Origin of the sequence: Halomonas sp. ANAO-440, assembly GCF_019915905.1 — a bacterium.
GTDB lineage: Bacteria > Pseudomonadota > Gammaproteobacteria > Pseudomonadales > Halomonadaceae > Halomonas > Halomonas chromatireducens.
In genome coordinates, this window is the sequence record NZ_JAHXBV010000036.1 from 1 (window position 1) to 19,788 (window position 19,788).

General features: G+C 62.3%; 15 protein-coding genes and 4 tRNA genes. All 19 read left to right on the forward strand.

Features of this window, described 5'->3' with window-relative positions:
* Positions 1-197 precede the first annotated feature (197 nt).
* The 19 genes from KZO25_RS17300 (at position 198) to rpsJ (ending at position 19,696) form a co-directional block, all read left to right on the forward strand.
* Positions 198-1,181, forward strand: a complete 984-nt coding sequence (locus KZO25_RS17300) for a biotin--[acetyl-CoA-carboxylase] ligase (RefSeq protein WP_223137941.1) — start codon at positions 198-200, stop codon at positions 1,179-1,181.
* Positions 1,178-2,017 carry a type III pantothenate kinase gene (locus KZO25_RS17305; RefSeq protein WP_066443606.1) on the forward strand — a complete coding sequence of 280 codons (840 nt, stop codon included), beginning with the start codon at positions 1,178-1,180 and terminating at the stop codon, positions 2,015-2,017. Before KZO25_RS17300 ends, KZO25_RS17305 begins: the two co-directional genes overlap by 4 nt.
* Before the next feature lie 116 nt (positions 2,018-2,133).
* Positions 2,134-2,217, forward strand: a tRNA-Tyr gene (locus tag KZO25_RS17310).
* Between the two features lie 49 nt (positions 2,218-2,266).
* A tRNA-Gly gene (locus KZO25_RS17315) sits at positions 2,267-2,340 on the forward strand.
* A gap of 61 nt (positions 2,341-2,401) precedes the next feature.
* Positions 2,402-2,476 (forward strand) — tRNA-Thr (locus tag KZO25_RS17320).
* Between the two features lie 143 nt (positions 2,477-2,619).
* Positions 2,620-2,695 (forward strand) — tRNA-Trp (locus KZO25_RS17325).
* Positions 2,696-2,767: 72 nt separating this feature from the next.
* Positions 2,768-3,136 (forward strand): preprotein translocase subunit SecE, encoded by a 369-nt coding sequence (secE, locus tag KZO25_RS17330; protein WP_066443608.1) that lies wholly within the window; start codon positions 2,768-2,770, stop codon positions 3,134-3,136.
* Positions 3,137-3,144: 8 nt separating this feature from the next.
* Complete coding sequence (gene nusG / locus KZO25_RS17335; protein ID WP_043514683.1) at positions 3,145-3,678, forward strand: transcription termination/antitermination protein NusG; 534 nt, start codon at positions 3,145-3,147, stop codon at positions 3,676-3,678.
* An 89-nt stretch (positions 3,679-3,767) separates the two neighbouring features.
* On the forward strand, positions 3,768-4,199 hold the full coding sequence (gene rplK / locus KZO25_RS17340) for a 50S ribosomal protein L11 (protein WP_043514686.1): 432 nt from the start codon (positions 3,768-3,770) through the stop codon (positions 4,197-4,199).
* Between the two features lie 2 nt (positions 4,200-4,201).
* Positions 4,202-4,894: a 50S ribosomal protein L1 gene (gene rplA / locus KZO25_RS17345; protein ID WP_066443610.1), complete on the forward strand. Its 693-nt coding sequence runs from the start codon at positions 4,202-4,204 to the stop codon at positions 4,892-4,894.
* A gap of 313 nt (positions 4,895-5,207) precedes the next feature.
* Positions 5,208-5,711, forward strand: a complete 504-nt coding sequence (gene rplJ, locus KZO25_RS17350) for a 50S ribosomal protein L10 (protein ID WP_043514693.1) — start codon at positions 5,208-5,210, stop codon at positions 5,709-5,711.
* Between the two features lie 89 nt (positions 5,712-5,800).
* A complete protein-coding gene (gene rplL, locus KZO25_RS17355; protein ID WP_066443619.1) occupies positions 5,801-6,169 on the forward strand; it encodes a 50S ribosomal protein L7/L12 in 369 nt (122 codons plus the stop codon).
* A 231-nt stretch (positions 6,170-6,400) separates the two neighbouring features.
* Positions 6,401-10,480, forward strand: a complete 4,080-nt coding sequence (gene rpoB, locus KZO25_RS17360) for a DNA-directed RNA polymerase subunit beta (protein ID WP_223137942.1) — start codon at positions 6,401-6,403, stop codon at positions 10,478-10,480.
* Between the two features lie 11 nt (positions 10,481-10,491).
* Entirely contained in the window at positions 10,492-14,712 is a 4,221-nt protein-coding gene (rpoC, locus tag KZO25_RS17365; protein WP_223137943.1) for a DNA-directed RNA polymerase subunit beta', read from the forward strand.
* A 148-nt stretch (positions 14,713-14,860) separates the two neighbouring features.
* Complete coding sequence (gene rpsL, locus KZO25_RS17370) at positions 14,861-15,235, forward strand: 30S ribosomal protein S12 (RefSeq protein ID WP_010626462.1); 375 nt, start codon at positions 14,861-14,863, stop codon at positions 15,233-15,235.
* Between the two features lie 125 nt (positions 15,236-15,360).
* Positions 15,361-15,831, forward strand: coding sequence for a 30S ribosomal protein S7 (gene rpsG, locus KZO25_RS17375; RefSeq protein WP_066443625.1), 471 nt, complete (start codon positions 15,361-15,363; stop codon positions 15,829-15,831).
* Between the two features lie 42 nt (positions 15,832-15,873).
* The gene (gene fusA, locus KZO25_RS17380) at positions 15,874-17,994 is read left to right on the forward strand and encodes an elongation factor G (RefSeq protein ID WP_066443628.1); all 2,121 of its coding nucleotides are present in this window, start codon (positions 15,874-15,876) and stop codon (positions 17,992-17,994) included.
* 32 nt (positions 17,995-18,026) lie between these two features.
* On the forward strand, positions 18,027-19,220 hold the full coding sequence (gene tuf / locus KZO25_RS17385) for an elongation factor Tu (protein ID WP_066443631.1): 1,194 nt from the start codon (positions 18,027-18,029) through the stop codon (positions 19,218-19,220).
* Between the two features lie 164 nt (positions 19,221-19,384).
* A complete protein-coding gene (gene rpsJ / locus KZO25_RS17390) occupies positions 19,385-19,696 on the forward strand; it encodes a 30S ribosomal protein S10 (RefSeq protein WP_016419080.1) in 312 nt (103 codons plus the stop codon).
* Positions 19,697-19,788 lie beyond the last annotated feature (92 nt).

Sequence of the window (19,788 nt, forward strand, 5' to 3'; positions counted from 1 at the left end):
GGCATGGGGAGACCCGCTCTTTATATGTGGGGCCGCTCCGCGGGCCGGCTCCTCGTCGGATGGCCGGCCCGAACTATAGTCAGGTGCCTGTCCAAAACCCCAGTTTCGAAAGAAGCTGGGGTTTTTCTTTTTGTGATCAGTGCAGTGCCTGCGGCAGTTCCGCTAGAATGGGATTTTTCCCGGTTGGGGCACAGGGCATGACCATCGGTGATCTGATCCGCCTGCTGAGTGACGGAGAGTTTCACTCCGGCGAGCAATTGGGCGAGCGGCTGGGCGTGTCGCGTACGGCGGTATGGAAGCAGCTAAAAAAGCTCGAAGCGCTGGGAATTCCTCTGGAAGCTGTCAAGGGGCAGGGGTACCGGATATCGGGACCACTGGAGCTTCTCGATGGTGGGATCATCGTGGCCGGTCTGTCGCGGCAAGGCAGGCAACATCTTACCCGCCTGTTCATTGAAGAGACGCTGCCATCAAGCAATCTGTTTATCCGCCAGCGCTTTGATCAGGGTGCAGGCCATGGTGAGGTATGCCTGGTGGAGCAGCAGAGCGAAGGCCGTGGGCGCCGTGGCCGTGCCTGGACGACTCCTTGGGGGCGTGCCCTCATGCTTTCGCTTGGCTGGAGGTTTGATTCCGGCGTCGCGGCTCTGGAAGGACTCAGCCTGGCCGTGGGGGTGGTGCTGGCCCGGGTGCTCGAGCGACACGGGCTCGCGCCGAGGCTCAAGTGGCCCAACGATGTGCTCCTGGAGTGCGACGACGGGGGGCTGGGCAAGCTGGCCGGCATCCTGGTCGAGATCAGCGGGGATACGGCTGGCCCCTGCGAGGTAGTGATCGGTATGGGGATCAACGTCAGCCTGCCCCAGGACTTTCGCAAGACGATCGAGCAGCCTGTCGCGGCGGTGCATGATCAGGCCCAGGGCTTATCTCGGAACCAGCTTGCGTACGAGCTGCTGGATGATCTTCTGCCGCTGCTTGCTGGCTATGAAAGCCAGGGCTTCGCTGCTTGGCGCGACGAGTGGAATGTCAGGCATGCCTTTGGCGGCTGTGAGATCGATGTGCTGCGGGGAGGGCAGCGTTTGGCGGCAACAGCTGAAGACGTCGACGAGTCGGGGAATCTCTGGATTCAACGGAAAGGGCGGCGCGAGCGCTTGGCTGGGGGCGAAATCAGCGTGCGTGGACGCTCATGATCCTTGACCTGGATATCGGTAATACGCTGTCGAAGTGGCGCCTCAAGGATGCCGACAGCAGCGAGATCCGTTCACGCGGTGCCGTCTGGACCCGCGAGGAGTGGAAGCCTGGTTCCGATATTCCTGACCTGGATGTGGTCGAGGCGGTAAGGATTTCCAGTGTGGCTCGAGAGGCTGTGTTGGAGCAGACCGTGGAGTTGCTGCACAGTCGAGTGCGCGGCGTGCATGTGGCTCGCTCCACGCCGGAGGCGCTTGGCGTCGTCAACGGCTATGAGGAGCCTCATCGACTGGGGGTGGATCGCTGGATGGGCGTGTTGGCGGGCTACCAGTTGGCAGGGGGCTGTTGCGCCGTGGACTGCGGTAGTGCGATTACCGTCGATTTCGTGTTGCCCGGTGGGCGGCATCTGGGCGGGTATATCATTCCCGGGCTGCGCCTGATGAAGGAGAGCCTCAAGCTGGGCACCCGCAACGTGGCCATTGATCCGGACAGCGAAGCCGAAGAGCTGCTGCTGCCCGGGCAGCGTACCGTTGAGGCTGTTAACCATGGTATCTATATGGCCGCAGTCAGTGCCATCAACCGAATCTACTCGGAAGTTTGCGACCGGGAGGGCGTGGCGCTGCCAATGTTGCTCACCGGTGGAGATGCGCGCGTCGTGTCGCGCGGCATGCAGTCTCCCCACGCGGTCTGGCCCGACATGGTATACGGAGGGTTGGAGGCGTGCTTTCCGCTGACCGCTGCCGAGCGAGGCGGGCGCATGTCGGGCGCGCCGCGGGTGCCCCAGCCGGCGGGGTTGGAAAAAATCCGCGCGGGCCTTGCTTTCTCCATGCTGCTTTGACACAATGCAGCGCGTTCCACGGTCGAGGGAGCTTCCGGCTAAAGGAAGTTCAGGCAAGTTGCTGATAAACAAGGACTTGACACGGTGCGTGGAGGCGGTAGAATGATCCGCCAGCTGGAGGGGTTCCCGAGTGGCCAAAGGGAGCAGACTGTAAATCTGCCGCGAAAGCTTCGAAGGTTCGAATCCTTCCCCCTCCACCAAGTTTCATGCCGAGATCGACTTTGGCGATTCGGCTGCCAGAGTGGGTAGGCGGGCATAGTTCAATGGTAGAACCTCAGCCTTCCAAGCTGATGATGCGGGTTCGATCCCCGCTGCCCGCTCCAGTATGGGAAGCGCTGACGAAGGTTGTCGGTGCAGGGCATGCGAGATGTGCCAAAGGGTTTTGCTCATGTAGCTCAGGGGTAGAGCACACCCTTGGTAAGGGTGAGGTCGACGGTTCAAATCCGTCCATGAGCTCCAAGTTTGAGAAAGGCGAGCCAAGGCTCGCCTTTCTCTTTTTCGGCGCAGTAGCGCAGGAAGGGGTTGTCAGCAGGCGAGACCTTCGCTATCATGGCGCCCGCTGTTGTGCATGCTGCCTGCAAGGGGTGGCGCGCATCAGATACAGGCCAGTAGCTCAATTGGCAGAGCAGCGGTCTCCAAAACCGCAGGTTGGGGGTTCGATTCCCTCCTGGCCTGCCAGCCTCCCCCAGGTTGGCACCCCATCTATCAGTTATAAAGATTCGATTGCCGCACCCTGAGGAGTCACGTTTCATGAAACATAACGCCGAGGTGCAGGAGTCGCGCCACGACGGGCTCAAGTGGGCGGTGGTCATCACGTTGCTGGCCGTGGCTGTCGTGGGGAATACCTACTTTGCCGACCAGGCCATCCTCTACCGTGTGCTGGGTGTCGTCATTCTCTGTGCTGCAGCTGCAGTCATAGCGCTGACTACTGCCAAAGGACGCGATCTGGCCGAGCTGGCCAAGAGCGCCAAGAAAGAAATTCAGCGGGTGGTATGGCCAACCCGCCCCGAAACCGTGCAGACCACGGCTATCGTGCTTGTCGCCGTGCTGGTGGTCGGTCTGATGCTGTGGTTGATCGACACCCTTCTTGGCTGGGCGATGTCCGGCGTCATCGGTTAGGAGTTTTCATGTCCAAGCGTTGGTACGTCGTTCACGCCTACTCCGGCTTCGAGAAGCATGTCATGCGCTCCCTGTTGGAGCGCGTGAAGATGTATGGCATGGAAGATCGCTTCGGCGAGATTCTGGTGCCGACCGAAGAAGTCGTCGAGATGCGAGATGGCAAGCGCCGCAAGAGCGAGCGCAAGTTCTATCCCGGCTATGTGCTGGTCGAGATGGAAATGGATGACGCCACCTGGCACCTGGTCAATGAGACGCCGCGTGTCATGGGCTTCATCGGTGGGACCAAGGAAAAGCCGGCACCGATCACCCAGAAGGAGGCCGATGCCATCCTGCGCCGGGTGAAAGACGGTACCGACAAGCCGCGGCCCAAGACCATCTTCGAGCCGGGCCAGTCCGTGCGTGTCGTTGACGGCCCCTTTGCCGACTTCAATGGCGTGGTCGAGGAAGTCAACTACGACAAGAGTCGCCTCCAGGTCAGCGTGCTGATCTTTGGTCGGGCGACGCCAGTCGAATTGGAATTTGCCCAGGTCGAGAAGGAGTAGTCTCCTCGTCCCGTATTTGCTGTCTGGCCGCTGAGGCGGCCGTATAACCCGGGGAGCCGAAAGGCGCTATTACCCAACTGGAGTCCATCATGGCCAAGAAAGTACAGGCTTACATCAAGCTGCAGGTTGCAGCCGGTAAAGCCAATCCGAGTCCCCCCGTGGGTCCCGCGCTGGGTCAGCACGGTGTCAACATCATGGAATTCTGCAAGGCCTTCAATGCGGCTACGCAGGAGATCGAGCCGGGTCTGCCGACTCCCGTGGTTATCACCGTCTACTCCGACCGCAGCTTCACCTTCATCACCAAGACGCCCCCTGCGGCTGTCCTGCTGAAGAAGGCGGCTGGCATCAAGTCCGGCTCCGGCGAGCCGAACAAGAAGAAGGTCGGCACCGTGACCCGCGAGCAGCTCGAGGAGATCGCCAAGACCAAGGAGCCGGATCTGACGGCTGCCGATCTTGACGCCGCTGTGCGTACCATTGCCGGTAGCGCCCGCAGCATGGGTCTGAACGTGGAGGGTCTCTGATCATGGCTAAACTGTCCAAGCGTGCCAAGGTGATTCGCGAGAAGGTCGATCCGGCCAAGGCGTACTCCCTGGAAGAGGCAGTGGCACTGCTCAATGAGCTGTCCACCGTCAAGTTCAAGGAATCCCTCGACGTCGCCATCAATCTGGGCGTAGATCCGCGCAAATCCGATCAGGTCGTGCGCGGTGCCACCGTAATGCCCAACGGCACCGGCAAGGACGTGCGCGTTGCCGTCTTTACCCAGGGTGCCAATGCCGATGCCGCCAAGGAAGCCGGTGCCGATATCGTCGGCATGGACGATCTGGCCGAGCGGGTCAAGAAGGGCCAGCTCGACTTCGACGTGGTCATTGCCTCGCCGGACGCCATGCGCGTTGTCGGCCAGCTGGGCCAGATTCTCGGTCCGCGTGGCCTGATGCCCAACCCCAAGGTCGGCACCGTAACGCCTGATGTCGCCACTGCGGTGAAAAACGCCAAGGCGGGCCAGGTGCGTTTCCGCACCGACAAGAACGGCATCATCCATACCACATTGGGCAAGGTCGATTTCGATGCGACCGCCATCCAGGGCAACCTGGAAGCGCTGGTAGCCGACCTCAAGCGTCTCAAGCCGAGTACGTCCAAGGGTATTTATGTGAAGAAGGTCACCCTGTCCACTACCATGGGCCCGGGGCTGACCCTGGACCACTCCGGCCTGGCGTAAGCAGGGCGAGAGAGGTTGCTGTCGGGCATCAATGCCGGCAGCGAAGCAAGTGTAGTTTGCATGAACTTTGCGGTCCCCGAGCGCCTTGCCAGGCAGGGTGCGAGGGGCGCCGTCAAAGACCGCAGGCGCCGCCGCTTTCGAGTGGCGGCTTAATGTCCCCGGCATGGGGTGCCTGCGCAGATGGTGTGGCCGCCAGATCGCTGGTGAGCACCATCACCCGGGACTTCCGAAGTCCGTCGCGAGGCGGCCTGCGGAAGAGATGGTAACCCCCGGAGCCCGCATGGCGAGGTTCCGGCACGAAGGAGTGATCACTGTGCCACTAGCACTCGAAGGCAAGAAGGCGATTGTTGCCGAGGTCAGTGAAGCGGCCAAGGGCGCACTCTCCGTCGTAGTTGCCGATTCTCGTGGTGTCACGGTCGAGAAGATGACCGACCTGCGCAAGCAGGCCCGCGAGAATGGCGTGCAGATCCGTGTTGTCCGCAACACCCTGGCACGCCGCGCCCTCTCAGGCACCCAGTGGGAATGCCTGAACGAGAGCTTCATCGGTCCGACACTGCTGGCTTTCTCCACCGAGCATCCGGGCGCTGCAGCCCGCCTGTTCAAGGAGTTTTCCAAGCAGGATCAGAACTTTGAAGTGAAGGCGCTGGCCTACGAAGGTGAGCTGATTCCGGCAAGCGACATCGATCGACTGGCAACGCTGCCGACTTATGACGAGGCCATCGCCAAGCTGATGTCCGTCATGAAGGAAGCATCTGCCGGCAAGCTGGTTCGTACCCTGGCCGCCCTGCGCGACCAGAAGCAGGAAGCGGCCGCCTGATCGGCGAACTCGCTCCTGCAGCCTGAATCGAACTCTGAATAGACGAGCGCTCGGCGCGCCGAGGCTCCCGCAAAGTTAGGAAGACCAAAATGGCACTGACCAAAGAAGATATCATCAACGCCGTCTCCGACATGTCCGTCATGGAAGTTGTCGAGCTGATCGAAGCGATGGAAGAGAAGTTCGGCGTTTCTGCCGCCGCCGCTGTCATGGCTGGCCCGGCTGCCGCTGGCGAAGTTGCTGAAGAGCAGACCGAGTTCGACCTGGTCCTGACCAGCGCTGGCGACAAGAAAGTCAACGTGATCAAGGCCGTTCGCGAACTGACCGGCCTGGGCCTGAAGGAAGCCAAGGGTGCCGTCGACGGCGCACCGGCTACCATCAAGGAAGGTCTGTCCAAGGACGACGCCGAAGCGGCAAAGAAGAAGCTGGAAGAAGCCGGCGCGAGCGTGGAGCTCAAGTAATCCTTGTGCCCATGGCTTCACGCGCTGCGTAAGCTTCCACGGCTGGTGGCGGGCCCTCCCGCTGCCGGCCTTTTTCTGTTGCACTAGCGCCTTGCTGACGCAGCGTCGCTAGAAGAATCCCGACGGCGAGCTACCTTTGTGGAGCTTGCCGTCAGCGCCTGACGGGGTCGAGCCCGTCGGGTGGCGCCGACCACGCATCGGTCACCATGGTGAACAAGCTGGGGAATACAGATGGCTTACTCATACACTGAGAAAAAACGCATCCGCAAGGATTTCGGCAAACTGCCCCAAGTGATGGATGTGCCCTACCTGCTGGCGATCCAGCTTGATTCCTATTACGACTTCCTCCAGCAGGACCGCTCGGCCGATGAGCGTCTCGAGACCGGGCTTCACGCGGCGTTCAAGTCCGTGTTCCCGATCGAGAGCTTCTCCGGCAACGCCGCGCTCGAGTATGTCAGCTACCGTTTCGGCACGCCGGCCTTCGACGTCAAGGAGTGCCAGCTGCGTGGCGTTACGTACTCGGCGCCCCTGCGGGTCAAGGTTCGCCTGATCATCTATGATCGGGACTCCTCGAACAAGGCCATCAAGGATATCAAGGAGCAGGAAGTCTACATGGGGGAAATCCCCCTGATGACCGAGAACGGTACCTTTGTAGTCAACGGTACCGAGCGCGTCATCGTCTCCCAGCTGCACCGCTCTCCCGGCGTGTTCTTCGATCACGACAAGGGCAAGAGCCATTCATCCGGCAAACTGCTTTACTCGGCCCGGGTCATCCCTTACCGCGGCTCCTGGCTCGACTTCGAGTTCGATCCCAAGGATAACGTCTTCGTTCGTATCGACCGTCGCCGCAAGCTGCCGGCCACGGTGCTGCTGCGTGCGCTGGGCCTGACCGCCGAGGAAGTTCTCGACGAATTCTTCGAGACCAGCACCTTCCACATCGAGAAATCTGGCTTCTCTGTGGAGCTGGTGCCGTCGCGCCTGCGCGGCGAAACCGCCACCTTCGATATCAAGGATGGCGAGGGCAACCTCATCGTCGAGGAAGGCCGGCGCATCACCCAGAAGCATATCCGCCAGCTGGAAAAGGCTGGGCTTGAGCGCCTCGACGTGCCGATGGACTACCTCTTCGGCAAGACTCTGGCGCGGGATCAGGTCGATTCCAGTACCGGTGAGCTGATCTGCCCCTGCAACACGGTGATCACTCCCGAGCTGCTCGAGAGGCTCGGGCAGGCCGGCATCACCACCATTGAGACGCTCTACACCAACGATCTCGACTGTGGCTCCTTCGTCTCCGACACGCTGCGGCTGGACACCACCGGCTCCCAGCTCGAGGCGCTGGTCGAGATCTACCGCATGATGCGTCCCGGTGAGCCGCCCACCAAGGAAGCCGCCGAGACCCTGTTCCACAACCTGTTCTTCACCGAGGACCGCTACGACCTGTCGGGCGTCGGTCGGATGAAGTTCAACCGTCGCCTGCGTCGTGACGCCGATACCGGCTCCGGGGTACTCGACAACCGCGATATTCTCGATGTGCTCAAGGAACTGATCTATATCCGTAACGGCTTCGGCGAAGTCGACGATATCGATCACCTGGGCAACCGCCGCATCCGCTGCGTCGGCGAGATGGCGGAGAACCAGTTCCGCGTCGGCCTGGTGCGGGTCGAGCGTGCGGTCAAGGAGCGTCTCTCCATGGCCGAGAGCGAGGGCCTGATGCCCCAGGACCTGATCAACGCCAAGCCCGTCGCCGCGGCGGTCAAGGAGTTCTTCGGTTCCAGCCAGCTCTCGCAGTTCATGGACCAGAACAACCCGCTCTCCGAGGTCACCCACAAGCGCCGCGTCTCCGCGCTTGGGCCGGGCGGCCTGACTCGTGAGCGGGCCGGCTTCGAGGTGCGCGACGTTCACGCCACGCACTACGGCCGCCTCTGCCCCATCGAGACGCCGGAAGGGCCGAACATCGGTCTGATCAACTCCCTGGCCACCTACAGCCACACCAACAGCTACGGCTTCCTCGAGACGCCGTACCGCAAGGTGGTGGATCGCCAGGTGACCGACGAGGTGGTGCACCTCTCGGCCATCGAGGAGGGCGATTACGTCATCGCCCAGGCCTCGGCTGCCGTGGACGAGTCCAACAAGCTGGACGACGACCTGGTTCAGGTGCGCCACAAGGGCGAGACCACCTTCATGCGTCCCGAGCAGGTGACGCTGATGGACGTCTCTCCGCGCCAGGTGGTCTCCGTGGCCGCGGCACTGATCCCGTTCCTCGAGCACGACGATGCCAACCGCGCCCTGATGGGCTCGAACATGCAGCGTCAGGCGGTGCCGACCCTGCGTGCCGAGAAGCCGCTGGTGGGTACCGGCATGGAGCGCTTCGTTGCGCGTGACTCCGGCGTCTGCGCCGTGGCACGTCGCGGCGGTGTGATCGACTCGGTCGACGCCAAGCGTATCGTGGTGCGTATCAACGAGGACGAGATCATCGGTGGCGAGGCCGGCGTCGATATCTACAACCTCACCAAGTACGTGCGTTCCAACCAGAACACCTGCATGAACCAGCGCCCGATCGTGCGTCCCGGCGATACCGTGGCGCGTGGCGATATCCTGGCCGACGGCCCGTCCGTCGACATGGGTGACCTGGCCCTGGGCCAGAACATGCGCATCGCCTTCATGCCCTGGAACGGCTACAACTTCGAGGACTCGATCCTGCTGTCGGAGCGGGTGGTGCAGGAAGACCGTTTCACCACCATCCACATCCAGGAACTGACCTGTGTGTCCCGCGACACCAAGCTGGGGCCGGAGGAGATCACCTCCGATATTCCCAACGTGGGTGAGTCGGCGCTCTCCAAGCTGGACGAGGCGGGCGTGGTCTACATCGGTGCCGAAGTCGGTCCGGGTGACATCCTTGTGGGCAAGGTCACGCCCAAGGGCGAGACTCAGCTGACACCGGAAGAGAAGCTGCTGCGGGCGATCTTCGGTGAAAAGGCCTCCGACGTGAAGGACACTTCGCTGCGTGCGCCCACCGGCATGAAGGGTACGGTCATCGACGTCCAGGTCTTCACCCGCGACGGCGTGGAGAAGGATTCCCGCGCACTGGCCATCGAGCAGATGCAGCTCGACGAGGTGCGCAAGGACCTGCAGGAGACTTACCGCATCGCCGAGGACGCCACCTTCGAGCGCCTCAAGCGCACCCTGAATGGCGAGGTGGTGCATGGCGGGCCCAAGCTCAAGAAGGGCGACGTGCTCTCCGAGAGCTACCTGGAGGAGCTGCCGCGCCAGCAGTGGTTCAAGCTGCGCCTGCAGGAGGAGTCCCTCAACGAGCTGCTGGCCCAGGCTGACGAGCAGTTGGAGAACCGTCGCAAGGAAATGGAGGAGCGCTTCGAGGACAAGAAGCGCAAGCTCACCCAGGGCGATGATCTGGCGCCGGGCGTACTGAAGATCGTGAAGGTCTACATGGCGGTCAAGCGTCGCATCCAGCCGGGTGACAAGATGGCCGGCCGTCACGGTAACAAGGGTGTCATCTCCGCCATCATGCCGGTCGAGGACATGCCTTTCGACGACAACGGTGTGTCGGTGGACGTCGTCCTCAACCCGCTGGGCGTGCCGTCGCGCATGAACGTGGGTCAGATCCTCGAGACTCACCTGGGCCTGGCGGCTCAGGGGCTGGGCGTGAAGATCGATGCCATGCTCCGCGACGCCCGCGGCCAGCAGGTGGCCGAGATCCGCGAGTTCCTGGACAAGGTCTACAACTCGGCTACCGGCACCCGGGTCGAGGACCTCGACACCCTCAGCGACGACGAGGTGATCGCCCTGGCCAAGAACCTGCGCAGCGGCGTGCCGATGGCCTCGCCGGTGTTCGACGGCGCCGATGAGAGCGAGATCAAGCACCTGCTGCGCCTGGCGGATCTGCCGGACTCTGGCCAGATGGCCCTTTACGACGGTCGTACCGGCGACGCCTTCGACCGGCCGGTCACGGTGGGCTACATGTACATGCTGAAGCTCAACCACCTGGTCGACGACAAGATGCACGCGCGTTCCACCGGCTCCTACTCGCTCGTCACCCAGCAGCCGCTGGGCGGCAAGGCGCAGTTCGGTGGCCAGCGCTTCGGGGAGATGGAGGTCTGGGCGCTGGAAGCCTACGGTGCCGCCTACACCCTGCAGGAGATGCTGACGGTGAAATCCGACGACGTGGAAGGTCGCACCAAGATGTACAAGAGCATTGTGGACGGCGACCACACCATGCATGCCGGCATGCCGGAATCCTTCAACGTACTCGTTAAGGAAATCCGTTCGCTGGGCATCGATATCGAGTTAGAGAGCTAGGAGCCGACTCCATGAAAGATTTGGTGAAAGTCCTCAAATCGCAGTCACAGTCCGAAGAGTTCGATGCGATCAAGATCTCGCTCGCCTCGCCGGACATGATTCGCTCCTGGTCCTTCGGTGAGGTCAAGAAGCCCGAGACCATCAACTACCGTACCTTCAAGCCGGAGCGGGATGGCCTGTTCTGCGCCAAGATCTTTGGCCCGGTGAAGGACTACGAGTGCCTCTGCGGCAAGTACAAGCGCATGAAGCACCGCGGCATCATCTGCGAGAAGTGCGGCGTCGAAGTGACCAAGGCCGCGGTGCGCCGCGAGCGCATGGGCCACATCGAGCTGGCCTCGCCGGTTGCGCACATCTGGTTCCTGAAGTCGCTGCCGTCACGCATCGGCATGTTCCTGGACATGACCCTGCGCGACATCGAGCGGGTGCTCTACTTCGAAAGCTTCGTGGTCATCGATCCGGGCATGACCACCCTGGAGCGCGGCCAGCTGCTCAACGACGAGCAGTACTTCGAGGCCCTCGAGGAGTTCGGTGACGACTTCGACGCCCGCATGGGCGCCGAGGCGATCCAGGCGCTGCTCAAGGACATCGAGCTGCCGGAAGAGATCGACCGGCTGCGCGAGGAGATCCCGCAGACCAACTCCGAGACCAAGATCAAGAAGCTCTCCAAGCGGCTCAAGCTGCTGGAAGCCTTCCACAATTCCGGCAACGCGCCGGCGTGGATGGTCATGGAGGTGCTGCCGGTACTGCCGCCGGACCTGCGTCCGCTGGTACCGCTGGACGGCGGCCGCTTCGCGACCTCCGACCTGAACGACCTGTATCGCCGGGTGATCAACCGCAACAACCGCCTGAAGCGTCTGCTCGACCTCAATGCGCCGGACATCATCGTGCGCAACGAGAAGCGCATGCTCCAGGAGGCGGTCGACGCCCTGCTGGACAACGGCCGTCGCGGCCGGGCCATCACCGGCTCGAACAAGCGCCCGCTGAAGTCCCTGGCCGACATGATCAAGGGCAAGCAGGGGCGTTTCCGTCAGAACCTGTTGGGCAAGCGCGTCGACTACTCCGGCCGTTCGGTCATTACCGTCGGCCCGACCCTGCGCCTGCATCAGTGTGGCCTGCCCAAGAAGATGGCGCTGGAGCTGTTCAAGCCGTTCATCTATTCAAAGCTGCAGTCGCAGGGTCATGCCTCGACGATCAAGGCGGCCAAGAAGATGGTCGAGCGCGAGCTGCCCGAGGTGTGGGATATCCTCGCCGAGGTTATCCGCGAGCACCCGGTGCTGCTCAACCGCGCGCCGACCCTGCACCGTCTCGGGATCCAGGCCTTCGAGCCGCTGCTGATCGAAGGCAAGGCGATCCAGCTGCACCCGCTGGTGTGTGCCGCCTACAACGCCGACTTCGACGGTGACCAGATGGCGGTACACGTGCCGCTGACGCTGGAAGCCCAGCTCGAGGCGCGGGCGCTGATGATGGCCACCAACAACGTGCTGTCACCGGCCAACGGCGATCCCATCATCGTGCCGTCCCAGGACGTGGTGCTGGGCCTGTACTACATGACCCGCGAGAAGATCAACGCCAAGGGCGAGGGCATGGTGTTCTCCGGTCTCAACGAGGTCGAGCGCGCCTTCGGCACCCAGAGCGTCTCGCTGCATGCCCGGGTCAAGGTGCGTCTCACCGAGGTGGTGATCGACGAGGAGACCGGCGAACAGAGCACGGTGCGTACCATTTACGACACCACCGCCGGTCGTGCCCTGCTGTTCCGTATCCTGCCCGACGGCGTGCCCTTCGAGCTGGTCGACCAGCCGATGAAGAAGAAGGCGATCTCCAAGCTGCTCAACGAGGTGTATCGTCGTGCCGGCCTCAAGCCGACGGTTATCTTCGCCGACCAGCTGATGTACACCGGTTTCCGCATGGCGACCTGGTCCGGCGCCTCCATCGGCGTCAACGACTTCGTCATCCCGGATGCCAAGGTCGAGATCGTCGATGCGGCCGAGGCCGAAGTGAAGGAGATCGAGGATCAGTTCTCCTCGGGCCTCGTCACCGCTGGCGAGAAGTACAACAAGGTCATCGATATCTGGTCCAAGGCCAACGACAAGGTGGCCAAGGCGATGATGCGCGGGATCGAGAAGGAGACCGTGATCGACCGTGACGGCAACGAGGTCGAGCAGGACTCCTTCAACAGCGTCTTCATCATGGCCGACTCCGGTGCCCGGGGTAGTGCCGCCCAGATCCGCCAGCTGGCGGGCATGCGTGGCCTGATGGCCAAGCCGGACGGCTCGATCATCGAGACGCCGATCGTCGCCAACTTCCGTGAAGGCCTTAACGTACTCCAGTACTTCATCTCGACCCACGGCGCGCGGAAAGGCCTGGCGGATACGGCACTGAAGACCGCCAACTCCGGTTACCTGACCCGTCGCCTGGTCGACGTGGCCCAGGACATGGTGATCACCGAGACCGACTGCGGCACCGAGCGCGGTCTGACCCTGCACCCGGTCATCGAGGGCGGCGATATCATCGTCTCCCTGGCCCAGCGTGTGCTTGGCCGTGTGGTGGCCCAGGACGTCATCGATCCGGCCACCGACGAGGTGCTGATCGAGAAGGGCACCCTGCTCGACGAAGCCTGGTGCGAGCATCTCGACACCATGGGTGTCGACGAAATAGTGGTGCGCAGTGCCATCACCTGCGAGTCTGCGCACGGCGTCTGTGCCTGCTGCTACGGCCGTGATCTGGCCCGTGGCCATCAGGTCAACATCGGCGAGTCGGTGGGTGTCATCGCCGCCCAGTCGATCGGTGAGCCCGGCACCCAGCTGACCATGCGGACATTCCACATCGGTGGCGCGGCATCGCGTGCCTCGGCGGTGGACAGCGTCCAGGTCAAGCACGGCGGTCGCGTACGCCTGCACAACATGAAGTTCGTCGAGCGCGCCGACGGCAAGCTGGTGGTGGTCTCCCGCTCCAGCGCCCTGGCCGTCGCCGACGACCATGGCCGCGAGCGCGAGTACTACAAGCTCCCCTACGGTGCCGAGCTTTCCATCAAGGATGGCGATGCCGTGGATGCCGGCCAGGCCGTGGCCAAGTGGGATCCGCACACCCACCCGATCATTGCCGAGGTCGAGGGCAAGGTGCACTACGCCGACATGGACGAGGGCATGACCATTCACCGCAGCGTGGATGAGATGACCGGCCTCTCGTCCATCGAGGTGATCGAGTCCGCCGCCCGTCCCCAGGCCGGTCGCGAGAAGCGTCCGATGATCCTGCTCACCGACGAAGCCGGCGAGCCGATCAGCGTCACCGGGTCCAATACGCCCGTCCAGTACCTGCTGCCGGGCAAGTCCATCGTCTCGGTGGAGAACGGTGCAAAGATCGGCATTGGCGAGATCGTCGCCCGTATCCCGGTGGAAGCGTCCGGCAACAAGGACATCACCGGGGGTCTGCCCCGCGTGGCCGACCTGTTCGAAGCGCGCAAGCCGAAGGAGCCGGCAATCCTCGCCGAAGTCAGCGGCGTGATCAGCTTCGGCAAGGAGACCAAGGGCAAGCGTCGCCTGACGATCTCTCCCGAGGACGGTGGCGATCCGTTCGAGGCGCTGATTCCGAAGTGGCGCCAGATCGCTGTCTTCGAAGGCGAGAGCGTCGAGAAGGGCGAGGTGATCTCCGACGGCCCGAGCAACCCGCACGACATCCTGCGACTGCTGGGCGTGGCGGAGCTGGCCAAGTACATCACCGCCGAGATCCAGGAGGTCTATCGCCTCCAGGGCGTGGGCATCAACGACAAGCACATCGAAGTGATCGTGCGTCAGATGCTGCGCAAGGTCGAGATCACCGATTCTGGTGATTCCGACTTCATCCCGGGCGACCAGGTCGAACTGGTGCGGGTGCTGGAGCAGAATGCACGCCTGGAGAAGGCCGAGAAGTTCCCGGCCAAGTACCAGCGGGTGCTGCTGGGTATCACCAAGGCCAGCCTGGCCACCGAGTCGTTCATCTCTGCGGCCTCCTTCCAGGAGACCACGCGGGTGCTGACCGAGGCGGCGGTTACCGGCAAGCGCGACTACCTGCGCGGCCTGAAGGAGAACGTGGTGGTCGGCCGACTGATTCCGGCAGGAACCGGTCTGGCTCACCACCAGGAGCGTCGCCGCAAGCGTGAAGACACCGAGCGTTTGCTCCACCCGTCGGCCTTCGATGTCGAGCAGGAGCTGGGCGCCCAGCTCACCGCGCTCGACTCGGACGATGACGACCTGTAGACGGCGTGCAAGGGTGTCAGGCCGCGAGCAGTGCTCCCGGCTTGACGCCCGACCCCGCTAGACATTAGAATGCGCAGCCTTTAACAGTGGGGTGGGTGTGCCCGCGCCCGCTGGAAGGCAAGGCAACCATTGGAGTCAGCTACACAACATGGCAACGATCAATCAGCTCGTGCGCAAGCCGCGCAAGCGCCCCGCCGCCAAGAGCGACGTGCCGGCGCTGCAGGCCTGTCCGCAGAAACGCGGTGTCTGCACCCGCGTCTACACCACCACCCCGAAGAAGCCGAACTCGGCCCTGCGTAAGGTCTGCCGCGTGCGCCTGACCAACGGGTTCGAAGTGTCGTCCTACATCGGCGGTGAGGGTCACAACCTCCAGGAGCACTCTGTGGTGCTGATCCGCGGCGGCCGTGTCAAGGATTTGCCGGGTGTGCGCTATCACACCGTTCGCGGCGCCCTGGACACCTCCGGCGTGCAGAACCGCAAGCAGGGCCGTTCCAAGTACGGCACCAAGCGTCCCAAGTCCTGATCGACATCGGTACGCATCCAGAATCAATTTCGGTCTGATAAGAGTAAGGCCGGGCGTCGCGAGTTCGAAAAGAGCGTGCGAGAGTTCCGGGTTTGCCTGAAAGACCCTTCGATAGAGGGCTTGTCATGCCTAGAAGAAGAGTAGTAGCCAAGCGCGAAATCCTGCCGGATCCCAAGTTCGGAAGTGAGCGCCTGGCGAAGTTCATGAACCACCTGATGTACAGCGGCAAGAAGTCCGTGGCCGAGCACATCGTCTACGGTGCGCTGGACAAGGTTGCCGAGCGTAGCAAGGAAGAGCCGCTGGAGATCTTCGACAAGGCGCTGGAAGCCATCCAGCCCATGGTCGAGGTCAAGTCCCGCCGCGTTGGCGGTGCGACCTATCAGGTTCCGGTAGAAGTCCGCCCTTCGCGCCGTCAGGCGCTGGCCATGCGTTGGCTGGTGGACGCGGCGCGCAAGCGCGGCGAGAAGACCATGGTGCAGCGTCTCGCTGGCGAGATGCTCGACGCCGCCGAGGGCAAGGGCTCCGCGGTCAAGAAGCGTGAAGACGTGCATCGCATGGCCGAAGCCAACAAGGCGTTCTCGCACTACCGCTTCTAAGTGCGCTTCTAAACGCATCGCCAACCAACGGGGAGTTCCACCGTGGCTCGCAAGACTCCACTAAAACGCTACCGTAATATCGGCATCGTCGCTCACGTCGATGCCGGCAAGACCACCACGACCGAGCGCGTGCTGTTCTATACCGGCCTGTCCCACAAGGTCGGCGAGGTGCATGACGGCGCTGCTACCACCGACTGGATGGAGCAGGAGCAGGAGCGTGGCATCACCATCACGTCGGCTGCTGTCACTACCTTCTGGAAGGGCATGAATCAGCAGTTCGATGAGCACCGCATCAACATCATCGACACGCCCGGACACGTCGACTTCACCATTGAAGTCGAACGCTCCCTGCGCGTGCTCGACGGTGCCGTGGTGGTGCTGTGCGGCTCGTCCGGCGTTCAGCCCCAGACCGAGACCGTCTGGCGCCAGGCCAACAAGTACGAAGTCCCGCGCATGGTGTTCGTCAACAAGATGGACCGCACCGGCGCCGACTTCTTCATGGTGGTTGACCAGCTGAAGCAAAAGCTGGGAGCCAACGCGGTGCCGATCCAGATCAACTGGGGCACCGAGGAAGAGTTCAAGGGCGTCGTCGATCTGATCCAGATGAAGGCCATTCTCTGGGACGAAGACAGCCTGGGCATGAGCTATGACCTCGTTGATATCCCGGCCGAGCTCCAGGAGACCGCGGAGAAGTATCGCGAAGAGATGGTCGAGGCTGCCGCCGAGGCATCCGAAGAGCTGATGGAGAAGTATCTCGAGGGTGGTGAGTTGACCATCGAAGAGATCAAGGCCGGTCTGCGTCGCCGCACCCTGGCCAACGAAATCGTGCTTGTCACCTGCGGCTCTGCGTTCAAGAACAAGGGCGTGCAGGCGGTTCTCGATGGCGTCATCGAGTACATGCCGTCACCCACCGAGGTCAAGGCCATCGAGGGTGAGCTGGACGACAAGGATGGCACCATCGCCACCCGCGAGGCGGATGACAGTGCTCCCTTCGCTGCCCTGGCATTCAAGATCGCCACCGATCCGTTCGTCGGCACGCTGACCTTCATTCGCGTCTATTCCGGGGTTCTCAACTCTGGCGACAGCGTCTACAACTCGGTCAAGCAGAAGAAGGAGCGGGTGGGTCGTATCGTTCAGATGCACGCCAACTCCCGCGAAGAGATCAAGGAAGTTCTGGCTGGTGACATCGCTGCCTGTATCGGCCTGAAGGACGTCACCACGGGTGATACCCTGTGCGATCTGAATGAAAAGATCGTGCTGGAGCGCATGGAGTTTCCGGATCCGGTAATCTCCGTGGCCGTGGAGCCGAAAACCAAGACCGACCAGGAGAAGATGGGTGTCGCGCTGGGCAAGCTGGCCCAGGAAGACCCGTCGTTCCGCGTCAAGACCGACGAGGAAACCGGGCAGACCATCATCTCCGGCATGGGTGAGCTGCACCTCGATATCATCGTCGACCGCATGCGTCGCGAGTTCAAGGTCGAGGCCAACATCGGCAAGCCCCAGGTCGCCTACCGCGAAACCATTCGCGGCAGCGTCGAGCAGGAAGGCAAGTTCGTGCGCCAGTCTGGCGGTCGCGGCCAGTATGGCCACGTCTGGCTGCGTATCGAGCCGCTGACCGAGGCGGACAAGGGCGAAGACGAAGACATGCACTTCAAGTTCGCTTCCGAGATCGTCGGCGGTGTGGTGCCCAAGGAGTACGTGGGTGCCGTCGAGAAAGGGGCCTTTGAGCAGCTGCAGAACGGCGTCATCGCGGGCTACCCGATGATCGACGTCAAGGTCACGCTGTACGATGGCTCCTACCATGACGTGGACTCGAACGAGAACGCGTTCAAGGTTGCCTCTTCCATGGCTGTCAAGGAAGGGGCCCGCAAGGCCAAAGCCGTGCTGCTGGAACCGGTGATGAAGGTCGAGGTCGTGACCCCCGAGGAATTCATGGGTGACGTCATGGGCGACCTGAACCGTCGTCGCGGTCTGGTGCAGGGCATGGATGACTCTTCCTCCGGCAAGATCATCCGCGCGACGGTGCCGCTGGGCGAGATGTTCGGTTACGCAACCGATCTGCGCTCTCAGTCCCAGGGTCGTGCGAGCTACACTATGGAGTTCTCGAAGTACGACGAGGCGCCCTCCAGCATCGTAGAAGCCGTCATCAACCAGAAAGGTTAAACCGTTTTAGCTAACGTAAAGAGGTTATCGAAGTGGCTAAGGAAAAATTCGAACGTTCCAAACCGCACGTCAACGTCGGCACCATCGGTCACGTCGACCACGGCAAGACCACTCTGACTGCGGCCCTGACTCGTGTTTCTGCTGAGGTCTTCGGCGGCGATTGGCGCGAATTCGACACCATCGACAACGCACCGGAAGAGCGTGAGCGCGGTATCACCATCGCCACCTCTCACGTCGAGTATCAGTCCGAGCAGCGTCACTACGCTCACGTCGACTGCCCGGGACACGCTGACTACGTCAAGAACATGATCACCGGTGCTGCCCAGATGGACGGCGCTATCCTGGTCTGTTCCGCTGCTGACGGCCCCATGCCGCAGACTCGCGAGCACATCCTGCTCTCCCGTCAGGTCGGCGTGCCTTACATCGTCGTGTTCCTGAACAAGGCCGACATGGTCGACGACGAAGAGCTGCTTGAGCTGGTCGAGATGGAAGTTCGCGAGCTGCTGAGCGAGTACGACTTCCCGGGCGACGATACCCCGATCATCACCGGCTCTGCTCTGATGGCGCTGGAAGGCAAGGACGACAACGGCATGGGCACCACCGCCGTTGCCAACCTGATCAAGGCCCTGGACGACTATATCCCGGAGCCTGAGCGTGCCATCGACCAGCCGTTCCTGATGCCGATCGAGGATGTATTCTCCATCTCCGGTCGCGGCACCGTGGTTACCGGTCGTATCGAGCGTGGCATCGTCAAGGCCGGCGAAGAAGTCGAGATCGTCGGTATCCGCGACACCACCAAGACCGTCGTGACCGGCGTCGAGATGTTCCGCAAGCTGCTCGACGAAGGTCGTGCGGGTGAGAACGTTGGCGCCCTGCTGCGTGGCACCAAGCGTGATGACGTCGAGCGTGGCCAGGTGCTGGCCAAGCCGGGCTCCATCAACCCGCACACCGTCTTCGAAGCCGAAGTCTACGTGCTGTCCAAGGAAGAGGGTGGTCGTCACACGCCGTTCTTCAAGGGCTACCGTCCGCAGTTCTACTTCCGTACCACCGACGTGACCGGTACCTGTGAGCTGCCGGAAGGCGTCGAGATGGTCATGCCGGGCGACAACGTCAAGATGGTTGTCACCCTGATCGCTCCGATCGCCATGGATGACGGCCTGCGCTTCGCCATCCGCGAAGGCGGCCGTACCGTCGGCGCCGGCGTCGTGGCCAAGATCATCCAGTAAGCGGTTTTCGCTGGAATGATCGAAGGGGGCTCCGATTGGAGCCCCCTTTCTGCGCATCGCAGCCAGAGTGTTTGACTCTCGCTGGCGACGTGCCTATAATGCGCATCCTTTGAATGCGTGGGTAGACGGCAGGCGCCGTCGACATCCATTGGAGTTTAGGGCAAATGCAGAACCAGAAGATTCGCATTCGGTTGAAAGCGTTCGACCATCGCCTGATCGACCAGTCCGCCGCGGAGATCGTTGAAACCGCCAAGCGCACCGGTGCTCAGGTCCGTGGGCCGATCCCGCTGCCGACCAATCGTGAGCGTTACACCATCCTGATCTCACCGCACGTCAACAAGGACGCGCGCGATCAGTATGAGATTCGCACACACAAGCGTGTGCTCGATATCGTCGAGCCGACCGAGAAGACTGTCGATGCGCTGATGAAGCTCGACCTCGCCGCTGGCGTGGACGTTCAGATCAAGCTCGACTGACTACACTAGACACCCCGCGGCCCAGCGCTCATAGGCGAGACATGAGCAGCAGCCGCCACGCCGAGATGGCGTCATACAACGTGCTAGTGGAA

Bases quoted from the DNA above. Each gene is read 5' to 3' on its own strand.
- KZO25_RS17300 (WP_223137941.1), top strand. From the start codon at position 198: ATGACCATCGGTGATCTGATCCGCCTGCTGAGTGACGGAGAGTTTCAC.
- KZO25_RS17305 (WP_066443606.1), top strand. From the start codon at position 1,178: ATGATCCTTGACCTGGATATCGGTAATACGCTGTCGAAGTGGCGCCTC.
- secE (WP_066443608.1), top strand. From the start codon at position 2,768: ATGAAACATAACGCCGAGGTGCAGGAGTCGCGCCACGACGGGCTCAAG.
- nusG (WP_043514683.1), top strand. From the start codon at position 3,145: ATGTCCAAGCGTTGGTACGTCGTTCACGCCTACTCCGGCTTCGAGAAG.
- rplK (WP_043514686.1), top strand. From the start codon at position 3,768: ATGGCCAAGAAAGTACAGGCTTACATCAAGCTGCAGGTTGCAGCCGGT.
- rplA (WP_066443610.1), top strand. From the start codon at position 4,202: ATGGCTAAACTGTCCAAGCGTGCCAAGGTGATTCGCGAGAAGGTCGAT.
- rplL (WP_066443619.1), top strand. From the start codon at position 5,801: ATGGCACTGACCAAAGAAGATATCATCAACGCCGTCTCCGACATGTCC.
- rpoB (WP_223137942.1), top strand. From the start codon at position 6,401: ATGGCTTACTCATACACTGAGAAAAAACGCATCCGCAAGGATTTCGGC.
- rpoC (WP_223137943.1), top strand. From the start codon at position 10,492: ATGAAAGATTTGGTGAAAGTCCTCAAATCGCAGTCACAGTCCGAAGAG.
- rpsL (WP_010626462.1), top strand. From the start codon at position 14,861: ATGGCAACGATCAATCAGCTCGTGCGCAAGCCGCGCAAGCGCCCCGCC.
- rpsG (WP_066443625.1), top strand. From the start codon at position 15,361: ATGCCTAGAAGAAGAGTAGTAGCCAAGCGCGAAATCCTGCCGGATCCC.
- rpsJ (WP_016419080.1), top strand. From the start codon at position 19,385: ATGCAGAACCAGAAGATTCGCATTCGGTTGAAAGCGTTCGACCATCGC.